Raw genomic sequence first — 9,684 nt, 5'->3', positions numbered from 1 at the left:
TGACGGACCTTCCCCCGCTCCGAGCACCGGCTCCAGCAACAGGGAACCTGTCACACAACAGCCTGACACACAGGGGAATCGCGGTCGTTCCGGATTGAAACTACCAAAGATGTGTATCCCAGTCGGTGCGCAACGGGCACGCCGCGGAGGGCGCCGGCTTTCGACCCGCCCAAGCCATGGATATGGATTGCCCATGTGGAAGCCTCCCGCGACGCCCCTGCCGGGGCGAACTTCCAGGCGGGCGCCATGCCGTTCTCGATCGGAATCTCGACGTCCGAGTAGGACAGCCCTAACGGTTCCGGCGTCGGGTAGACGTATCCGCTCCAAATGCCGGCCTTGGCAGTCCCGAGATCGCCGGAGTCAACCCGTTCAACGCGGCGGGTTACCGTCCCCGCCGCATCGTCAGAGGACACGACCTCTCCGATACTGGCATGGCCTGTGCCGTTGGCAAACCAGACGCTGTAACGGCCTGGCGTCGTGGTGCGTGCCGATGCAGCCAACTCGACCATCAGCGTTTCGCCGGCGCCGCGGAACACACGACGGATTTGTAGATCATCCCTCCGCAGAGTCTTAGGCACGACAACTTCCCGAGCAAAATAGGCCGCCGCAAGGAAGGCTGTGACGCCGGCAACGCCACAACCGATGGCCACAGCTGCAGCAGCCCTACGCATCGGCGTCGTCCTCGGGAGCTTTCAGGCGTTCGTCTATGGCCTTGCGTAGGCGCAGTAGTGTCTCCGGAGAAATCCCCTGCAGTTGTCTTGCAGCGAAATTTCTCACCCGGTTTTCCCGCAGCGTGCGCAGTAGTTCGAGTTGTGCGTCCACCAAGTCGGGAACCTCGCCGTCGTCCTCCAAAAGGTATCCGGGGTCAACGCCGAAGAATTCGGCGAGGTTCTTCAAAAGCTGCGGGTCCGTCGCCATGGAACTATCGCCGGCACGCATGTAGGCCCAGCGGGAGCGGGACAATGGCGTTCCGCGGTCTGACATGTGCTTGCTTATCTGCGGATACGTCAGGGGCGCTGAACCCTGGGCCTCAAAAAGATCCAGGAGGAGATTCAGCTTCCGTGCGAGTTTCGCCTGCGGCTGTTCGGGGATCCCACCGTCGCCGTCGGTCACGGAGTCGTGTCCCCTTTCCGTGACAACAACCCTGGCTGTCGATGTCCGGATCCTGCAAACCGGGCTCCGAGATGCTGCTCCGCTTCTCTTAGTACATCCAGATCATCTTGACTCAGTAATTGGGCAAGGTGCGGGTCCACGAACAGTGCGTCCTGGATCTCCACCAACATCCGATGCAGCCGGCGCTTGGGTGCATCATGGCGGTCGATCGCCGTTTGAGCCAAATCCAGTCGGATCTCGGATCGCTCAGACGTGATTCGGTCCCAGGGCCCAGCCAGTCGTTCGACAAGGACAGCTGCTGCCCGGGCATCAGACCTACGCTCTAGCCGACGAGCGACGGGCGGCAAGGCCAGACCCATGCAGAGAAAGACCATGGCGCCCACTTCGGCGGCGTCGTAGACGTAGGACAGACGCGTCATTGCCTCGAGCTCCCCCATGAGATGAAGAACGTCCATCCCCAGCACGGCAAGGACCAACACCACAGCCAGGGCGCAGCCGACTGCGATGAACATGAAGGCGACGCGAAAGTACGGCTTTGCCATCTCGCCGCGGAACCTGAAACAGGTAAAGCCGGTGATGGCCACCACCGCGCCGATGTAGAGGAACTGAACACTCGAGTACACGGCCGCCGGCCACTGGCTTCCAAAATCCCTCATAAAGGAAGTCGAAGTCCGCGGGGCATCAACCAGGCTGAAGCTGACAATCAAGGCGAGAACGACGATCCCGAGCACCGAAAGCCCTGCTCTGTTGTGAATGTCCACCGTCTCGCGGACGTCGGCGGCGCGCAGGATCGCACGGGACAGGAAGTAGATACCGACAACCATGAAGACATTGGCTATGAGGTCCAGGAGATTGCGGCTCCCGAGTAGCTGGTCCCCCGCGATATAGATTCGGTCAACGTTGAGCGTGAGTGCAGTGGCGATGGTTACGGCCGCCACCAGGATGCTCTGGTCTTTGCGCCGCTTCAGATCGGGCAGGAGGCACAACGCCAGACACCAGATCACGGCTGCAGAAATTTCCTGAATCATCCGAAAATCCGTTCAAACGACCGCGGCTCGAGGCTGCTGTCCCGGATTGCAGCGGCAAAGAGATCCGCCAAGGTCTCAGCAGCTGCCTCGATATGGTCCAGGAAGTCACTTCGCCCCAGGATCCTCGACACCTTCTCCCCGGACAGGTTCGGAAACAGCGTCTCCGCATAGTTGGAGGACACCACCAGCTCATCATGGCGGAGCACCATATGGCCCAGTTCGTGAAGGATGAACTGCTGGCGATGCAGTGCCGACGGCGTCGGCGCGTGCAGGATTATCTCCGTGCTATCCGTGGACAGCCACAAACCGCAGACCGATCCTCCGTTCAGGGACTCGGAAACATCGACCTCAATCCGCCGATGCCGGAGGTTCTCAACAATCGAGATCAGCCGTTCCAACGAAAGACGGCTCGGCAGATTGAGAGCCAGGAAGCCTTCTGCAGCGCATCGCGCCGGCGAATATTTGGCGGAAGCTGTGCCGTCCATCGGAACCCTCATCCTGCGGCCGCCGGCATGTGCCGCCCAGTCGCCGTTTGATCCAACGGCCCCGTCTTCCTAGGACCGTCAAGAATCGCCTCAGTTCCATTGAACGCCCCTGCTCTGGACATGTCCAGAGCCAGCCAACTCCTGGCACGGATTGAAGCTTGAGCGGAAAGCGGCGTGACCCCGGCGAGCATGCACTTTCGGTTGCGCCCTGGTTGCTGATTCTGCCCGGTGTTACCTGCTGTCGTACCTCCGGGCTACTTTCCGGGCATGGATTTGAAATCATGCGGATATTGCAAACAAACGGTCGATCTCAATGGCGGACCGCACATTCATGACCCCAAGAAGTGCAAACGGCGTGGAGAAACGCTTCCAGCTATCGCGTTCCAGCCGTGGCACTCCAGCGCAGACGGCCGGTGGCATGTTTACGAGAGTGCGTTGGCGACGAATGCCACGAAGCCGGAGTGCAACGGGCGGTACGCAAAGACGAGCAGTTCCGTGCTGACAACGAAAAGCACGGTGCACTTCACCGGGGGTCCTACGGGAAGGCAGACCACGAGTCCGAGAATGGGCCGCGTGGTGAGCCTCGTCGGCCCGTCCGAGGACTGGCTTACGAGCGGCGCCCTCTAGTACTTGGAAAGTGCGAGGGAGTAGCGCAGGTAGATCTTCAGCCCCCCGCGGTCATTTGAGATCCCGGTACAGGTCTTTCGCAGGGTCCATAAGTTCATGGGCTCGCAACGTTCCGATGCCAGCCCCATCTCGGCTGCAAGGGATTCTGCAGTCTGCGGCGGTTTGATTTCTACAACCATTTCCCGCCAACAGCCTCCTGATCCACACCCCTTGGAAATCTCCCCCGCTTCGCTTGGGAGAGGGATAGCCTGGAAAGCCGAGTCGGATGGAACCGCGCCTTCATCTATGGCGGCCCAGAAAATAGAGCGGATCCACGCGATCAGGAGGATTCCGAGAGCGAGCACTGAAAGACGCCCTACGCGCTGACGAGTCATTTGGGGAACCTGGCTATCTCGCCCACCGAGGGGAACGGCCAGAAAGTCACCCCGCAAGGCCGAGTGCTATCCCAAAAAATATTCGTGTGATCGTTGTGCGTTCCAGCCATGCATTCCCCCAATTCGGAGACATCAGACTACAGGGCGGACAGGCGTCGTCTCTGCCGATGCGCGCGCGTTCCGAAGGCCCTGGTGTGCCCCGCTCTAGTTCTCAGATTGCGTCAGGCTATTTCTCCAAGGCGGGGATTCCGAGTTGGGCGCAGACCTCAGCGGAGCCGGGGATGACGGCGACGGTGTTGTCGACGACGCATGCGGTCAGGAACGGTATGTAATTTCCGGACGCCTTGATCGCGGGGTCCGGGAAGAGGGGCTTGCCGTTCTGGTCTTTAACTCCCTCTACAGTGGGCATAGCACCTGGAGTCGGGGACACGAAGCCCTCGGGGATGAGGTCATCGTTCACGCCGGTCTGGTGCATATTCCCCATGTCCCACGAGCGGCTGCACTGATTTATGGGATCCACGACCTGTTTCATCCCGGCGTTCTTATCTTCCGGGTTTGGGTTGTTCTCCGTGTCGAATCCGGTGATGAAGATCCCCGTCGTGATGTAGGGGTTCTTGGTCTCCCCGGGCACGCCTACAACAGGGGGCCTGGTGGTGAGGTCGGCGCGGTAGTAGCAGCGGATATCTCGTTTATCATCCACCGGCGCCAAGGCCACGTAGACGCCGGCGGCCGTGGTGCCGGCCAATGCCAATCCGGCGAAGGTCAGCATCGCCGGTTTCCGCCACCGCGGGATTAGCCTGGGCGTCCGGCGGGCTTCCTGAACGAGGAGGTTCTGGACACGATTTTTCGTGTCTTTCGGGTAAGTCACTTCAGACAGGTTCATGACAGCCTCGCTTCAACAATTGTCGTGTCGAGTTGTTCGACAGGCTCCAGTGCCCGGTTCATGGCCGCGAGTTTGGCCCGGGCACGATGAAGTCGCGATTTCACTGTCCCGATTCGGACGCCGAGGGTCGTGGCGGCCTCTTCCTGGCCGACTCCGTTCATCAGACACAGGACGACGACGTCGCGTTCCCCTTCGTTGAGACCGGCGGTTGTGTCGAGCAATTCGCGGACGGCACGTTCCGCGTCGAGCCTCGAGTCGACCTCTTCAGCGTGGTCTGCTTCAGGGTGGCTGTGCCGGGGATCCGAGTGCGGCAGCCTGGCCAGGAAATCGGCGTGGCGCCGGGATCCCCTGGCGCGGTTGCGGTTCGCGTTCGTTGCCACTCCGAGCAGCCACGGCAGGACCGTGTTCCTCTCCGGTCTGAGCCTGTTCCGCTGCCGCCACGCCTCCAAAAAGGTGATCGAGACGAGTTCCTCCGCGTCGTGCCAGGAACCGCATCTGGACAGGCAGTACCGAAAGACCGCATCGGCGTGCCTGTCGAACAGGACCCCGAAGGCATCAGCATCACCTACAACGCACTTACGCCACAGGTCTTCGTCGGTGTCCCCCATTAGCCTCATGCCTTGTAGTGTCCGCAGGAGCTGAAAAGGTTCCCGATCCGCCAAAATAGTCTTTCGCCGTTCCCGGGCCAGACCCCGAGTCCCCCTGCACAGCACTGAGAGTCAAAACTACGGCAGTCGGGACACCAAGGACGGAAGCCACAAGCTGCGCCGCAGCGCCGGATCTGACCCTTCATAGATGCAACATGTCGAGGAACGTACTTTGTCGGCGCGGTCCCCAATGCTGAACCCTGCGGCGGTCGCAATAGCGCATGGCCTATCAGTAATCTCCGGAGTAGCTTTTGAACGAATAGCTCCCTAAACGAGGAACCCTGACCGGTGCCCTACCCAGGGGGCCGTGCGCCGATTAGAGCGCGCGGCCGAGGCTTCGGCGCAGGAGGAAAGCACCCAGTACCAACAGAGTTCCTGCCATGGCGGCGAGCATTCCCAGTTGGGGAAGAATGTCCAGCAACGATCCGTCGTGCCGTTGAATTGTGGCGAAGGCGTCATAGGCCCAGCGGTGCGGGGTGATGCGGGAAGCGCTTTGCATGGCCCCGGAGAAGAACTCGGGCGGCACCATGGAACCTCCCAGACCGGCCAGTACGAGGCCCAGTCCCACGCCCAGGCCAGAGCCAGCGGCGTCGTTATCCATGACTGATCCAATGACCATTGCTGCCGCGGCAGCAACTGCACAGAAAAGCACCAGTACCAGGCCGCTAAGGAGGGGATTTCCCCAGTCGACGCCGAACAGCACGGCGGTGCCGAGCATGATGTATCCACCCTGGACCACGGCGATGCCGAACCGGCCCAACGCCTGCCCCGCTATCGCTTGCCCGGTCGAGACAGGTGCCGCAAGGACCCGGGCGATGACCCCGAAGCGTCGGCCTTGGATCAGGGTCGCGGCACCGGTGAGGGAGCTCAGGAACACGAAGAGCAACAATTGCTGAGCGGCGCCGAGATCGAACTGGCCCAGACTGCGAAAATCCTGCGACACGTCATTGGTATCGACGATCTCCACCTGAGGGAGATCGAGGTGTTCTTTTGCCTGTCGCAGCGCCGCGGCCGCTGTGTCGGCATCGATGCCGGCATTCTGCAGAACTGCGAGCTGCCGTTGTTGGGTGCTGACCGTCTGCACTGAGGCACGCACCAACTGGAGGGCTGCCTGGGCACCCGAGTGCGATGACGCGACCACTTCGAGGTCAGCCGGGTCGCCGGCCTCGAAAGCGGCCGCCGCACCGTCACTGATGAAAATGCCAACGTCAGTCCGGCCCCTGCTGAGTTGTTCCCTGACCGTTGCGGGGCTATCGTGCGTCACCCTGAGTCCATCGGCCTGGAGCTGACCGGTAATACTCTTCACAAGTTCAGTGCCGGCATTTCCCGCCACCGACACTCGTGCCTGCCCGCTGTTCGCGCCGAACTGGGAACCAAGCAGCAGGATCAGCAGGAGCGGGAAGACGAAAACGAAGAAAATGTTTGACCGATCGCGCAGGAACCGGCGGACCTCAACGCCCGCAATAGCCATGATGACGGTCATGCCTGAGTCCCCCGGTCCGGCACCAGCCGAGAGGCCAGTGTGCACAGCGCCGCAAATCCCAGCATCGCGGTCACGGGAAATACCACGTCGGCTGGCCCGCCTCCACCGGCAGAGATGCCCAGGCCCCTGATGAACGCGGCCACCGGGTTCAGGTCCATGAGGGCTGCGATGGCGCCCGACGCATCAATCGGGAAGAACGCTCCACCGCCTATACCCAGCACCATGGCGAGAATTGACTGGGCGATATTCGCCTGCTCGGCTGTCCGCACCAGTCGGGCAACGATGAAGGTCATGCTGGTGGCTGCCGCCGAGATGCTCAGGACAAGCAGTCCCACCACGAAGGGTGAGCCGAAGGAGACACCGAACAGCAACGTGCCAACCGTAAGCAGCACCGCCGTGGCGGACACGCCAAGGATAAATCCAACAAGTGCCTTTGCGGTGATGATTGAGCCCGCGGGCACCGGCGTTGATTTCAGGCGCGCCAACGTGCCCTGCTCGCGTTCCGCCAGCAGGCCGAGCACACCGAAGCCCACGGTAAAGAGGAGGAAAAGCCCCGACTGGCCTGCCACCAGTGTTCCCTTCAATGAGAGCTGCTCTGCAGATGCCTCCCCTTCGGACAGCGTCAGGGCGGGGGCGCCGGCAGCAGCCTGCTGGGCAAGGGCAGCGACGGCATCGTGGGAAAGCCCGGCCGTCTCCGCGGCTGCCGCGGTGACCATCCCGGCTCCGAATTGATCAACGAGACCGTCCACTACCGAGACCAGTACGCTCGTTTCCAGCCCGGCGTCAGCGCCCTCCACCAGTTGCACCGTGACAGCACGCCCTGAGGTCACGGCGCCGGTGAATCCTTCGGGGATGATGATGCCCAGGTCCGCTCCGCTGTCGCGGGTTTCCCGGCTTACGTCAGCAGCGGGGACCTTCCTGATCGTCACGTCCATGATCTCCAACGACCCGACGGCGTCCAGGAGTGCGGCACCGAGCTGTCCGCTGTCGTCCACACTCGCGACGACGGTGGCCGGCTTCAGGTCAAGACCGTCGGTACCGAGTCCACCGAAGGCTAGGTTCAGCACGCCCATGAGCGAGAGCGGAACCAGGAGCGAGAAAATGAAAACCGACCTGTCGCGAAGACGCTGTCTCAGATCATTTCCGACCATTGCCCAGATTCCGGTCATGTCAATCCCTGAGGGCCTTGCCAGTCAGGTGAAGGAAGACGGATTCCAGATCCGGCCGCGTAATCTTCACGGACGTCAAAGCCATCCCCGCGCTCCCTGCCCCGGTGACGATGGCCGGCAGCAGACTCGGCCCGTCCAGGACAGTGAGTATCAAACCGCCCCCGCCGCCGTCGATACGCTGCACCCCCGGCACCTTCTTCAAGCCAGCCGCGGCTGCACTGGTGTTGCCGCTTCCGCGCAGATCAATGCGGTCCACGCCACCGGTGAGGCGGATCAGCTCATCCCTTGTCCCTTCCGCCTGGACTTGGCCCTCGTCAATAATGGAGATACGGTCACACAGCCGCTCCGCCTCTTCCATGTAGTGCGTGGTGTATAGGACCGCCATCCCTTCGGTCCCGAGACGCTCCACCGACTCCAGGATCGAGTTCCGGGACTGCGGATCCACACCAACCGTCGGTTCATCCAGAATCAGCAGAGTGGGGCGGTGAAGCAGGCCGATCCCGATGTTTAGCCGCCGCTTCATGCCTCCCGAAAACTTCTTGGTCTGTTCGCTGGCGCGGTCGGCCAGTCCGATGAGTTCCAGCACCTCATCGGTTCTTGCTCTGAGCTCCTTGCGCCGCAACCCCTGGAGGCTGCCGAAAAACCGCAGGTTCTCCCGGGCGGTCAAGTCCGGGTATATCGCCAATTCCTGGGGAACCAGGCCGAGATGTCCCTTGGGGCCCGTGCTGGAGGGAATCATGGCCTCCCCCAGAATATTGACGGACCCGGCATCGGAAGGGATCAGTCCAGCCACCATGGAAATAATGGTGGTCTTGCCCGCGCCGTTTGGCCCAAGTAGCCCGTAGATTTCTCCTGCACGAATGTGAAAGGAGACCCCGTCGACGACGGTTTGGTCGCCGTAGCGTTTGACCAGGGCTTTGACCGCGAGAACATCCTCAGTCCCGGTCCTAACGTCCGCCGTCGCCGCTGACTGCATGTCAGGCGCTTGCAACGGAGAAGGAACGCCGGACGGTGTGGCCTCTGCCGGGGCGGACAAAACGCACTTGCGATTCCCGGTCCGTGAACAGCTCAAATGACCGTGCCATGCGCTTGCTCCTTCCAAGACTCAGTCGAGGTTCCACCCCCGGTTCCCGCAGCCACTGCTCTGGAACCCTCTTCGGTGACCAGACTAGGGTAGATAGGTGGCCCCCGACGCTGCGCCACGGGTAACTGCCGGTGCTAATGCCGTAGCCCCGGGAACGCTTTTCGCATCCGGTGCCGGCCGCACTGGTGTGCAGTTCAGTAGCGCTGCGGCGACTTCGGAGCATCTTCCCATTCACGATGCCCCATCCCGCATGGCGTGGCCTGGTCGTGGTTTCTGGCGGAGGTCTGCTCTATGGGGACCCCGACTGCGTTGATCTGCGTGTTCTTGCTGGTCTGCGCGCGCGGGAGATACGAATGCCGGGGCAATTCCAAGCAGTGCAAAGACGAGGATCAGTTCCACGGCGCCAAACCCGAAGTACAGGCTCTGCAGCCAGGAGTAACCGATGATGGCAAGCTCGGTAAAAATCCATATGAGCATAGCGAAGCCTGCAACTGCGGAAGCCAGCAGCGCCCAGTGACGCCGTGTGAGCAACGCATACGCGGCGGCCAGGTGCGTTCCGCCCAGGACAACACCCAGGATGAGCCCCGGAACCAGGAACGTCGGGAACCACGTGCCTGCCAGATGCTCCTGTGGGACCCCCGCCCCGTCAAAGAAAATAGCCAGTACGGCGCCGGCAAAGGATGAGACTGCGTTGAAGATCAGGAGGGTAACGAGTAACCCCGAACATGTTCTGCTGGAAAGCGAGAGACTCACGATTTAGGACCTTCCGACGGCCGCGCTGATGAGGAAAC

At 61.7% G+C, this 9,684-nt stretch carries 10 protein-coding genes; all 10 read right to left on the bottom strand.

The window, feature by feature from the left end:
* Positions 1 to 50 precede the first annotated feature (50 nt).
* The 10 genes from CXQ91_RS20365 to CXQ91_RS20315 all read right to left on the bottom strand — a co-directional run bounded on the left by CXQ91_RS20365 (position 51) and on the right by CXQ91_RS20315 (position 9,646).
* Positions 51 to 650 (bottom strand): hypothetical protein, encoded by a 600-nt coding sequence (locus CXQ91_RS20365; RefSeq protein WP_146072397.1) that lies wholly within the window; start codon positions 648 to 650, stop codon positions 51 to 53.
* Positions 651 to 663: 13 nt separating this feature from the next.
* Entirely contained in the window at positions 664 to 1,113 is a 450-nt protein-coding gene (locus CXQ91_RS20360) for a hypothetical protein (RefSeq protein ID WP_258074163.1), read from the bottom strand.
* A complete protein-coding gene (locus CXQ91_RS20355; RefSeq protein WP_104175699.1) occupies positions 1,110 to 2,141 on the bottom strand; it encodes a hypothetical protein in 1,032 nt (343 codons plus the stop codon). The genes CXQ91_RS20360 and CXQ91_RS20355 overlap by 4 nt, the downstream gene beginning before the upstream one ends.
* Positions 2,138 to 2,626, bottom strand: a complete 489-nt coding sequence (locus CXQ91_RS20350) for a hypothetical protein (protein WP_104175698.1) — start codon at positions 2,624 to 2,626, stop codon at positions 2,138 to 2,140. Before CXQ91_RS20350 ends, CXQ91_RS20355 begins: the two co-directional genes overlap by 4 nt.
* Before the next feature lie 1,227 nt (positions 2,627 to 3,853).
* Complete coding sequence (locus CXQ91_RS20340; protein ID WP_104175697.1) at positions 3,854 to 4,510, bottom strand: hypothetical protein; 657 nt, start codon at positions 4,508 to 4,510, stop codon at positions 3,854 to 3,856.
* A complete protein-coding gene (locus CXQ91_RS20335) occupies positions 4,507 to 5,127 on the bottom strand; it encodes an RNA polymerase sigma factor (protein WP_104175696.1) in 621 nt (206 codons plus the stop codon). Before CXQ91_RS20335 ends, CXQ91_RS20340 begins: the two co-directional genes overlap by 4 nt.
* 346 nt (positions 5,128 to 5,473) lie before the next feature.
* A complete protein-coding gene (locus CXQ91_RS20330) occupies positions 5,474 to 6,640 on the bottom strand; it encodes an ABC transporter permease (RefSeq protein ID WP_104175695.1) in 1,167 nt (388 codons plus the stop codon).
* Entirely contained in the window at positions 6,637 to 7,809 is a 1,173-nt protein-coding gene (locus CXQ91_RS20325; protein ID WP_258074162.1) for an ABC transporter permease, read from the bottom strand. The genes CXQ91_RS20330 and CXQ91_RS20325 overlap by 4 nt, the downstream gene beginning before the upstream one ends.
* 1 nt (position 7,810) lies before the next feature.
* On the bottom strand, positions 7,811 to 8,911 hold the full coding sequence (locus CXQ91_RS20320; RefSeq protein WP_258074161.1) for an ABC transporter ATP-binding protein: 1,101 nt from the start codon (positions 8,909 to 8,911) through the stop codon (positions 7,811 to 7,813).
* Positions 8,912 to 9,124: 213 nt separating this feature from the next.
* Positions 9,125 to 9,646: a hypothetical protein gene (locus CXQ91_RS20315; protein ID WP_104175693.1), complete on the bottom strand. Its 522-nt coding sequence runs from the start codon at positions 9,644 to 9,646 to the stop codon at positions 9,125 to 9,127.
* Positions 9,647 to 9,684 lie beyond the last annotated feature (38 nt).

It is taken from the genome of Arthrobacter sp. Y81 (assembly GCF_002929335.1).
GTDB lineage: Bacteria > Actinomycetota > Actinomycetes > Actinomycetales > Micrococcaceae > Arthrobacter.
This window is presented reverse-complemented; position numbering and strand designations above follow the sequence as displayed.

What these genes read in the sequence shown, in the direction of transcription:
- CXQ91_RS20355 (WP_104175699.1), bottom strand. Translation starts at nt 2,141, where the DNA reads ATGATTCAGGAAATTTCTGCAGCCGTGATCTGGTGTCTGGCGTTGTGC.
- CXQ91_RS20340 (WP_104175697.1), bottom strand. Translation starts at nt 4,510, where the DNA reads ATGAACCTGTCTGAAGTGACTTACCCGAAAGACACGAAAAATCGTGTC.
- CXQ91_RS20325 (WP_258074162.1), bottom strand. Translation starts at nt 7,809, where the DNA reads ATGACCGGAATCTGGGCAATGGTCGGAAATGATCTGAGACAGCGTCTT.
- CXQ91_RS20350 (WP_104175698.1), bottom strand. Translation starts at nt 2,626, where the DNA reads ATGGACGGCACAGCTTCCGCCAAATATTCGCCGGCGCGATGCGCTGCA.
- CXQ91_RS20330 (WP_104175695.1), bottom strand. Translation starts at nt 6,640, where the DNA reads ATGACCGTCATCATGGCTATTGCGGGCGTTGAGGTCCGCCGGTTCCTG.
- CXQ91_RS20335 (WP_104175696.1), bottom strand. Translation starts at nt 5,127, where the DNA reads ATGAGGCTAATGGGGGACACCGACGAAGACCTGTGGCGTAAGTGCGTT.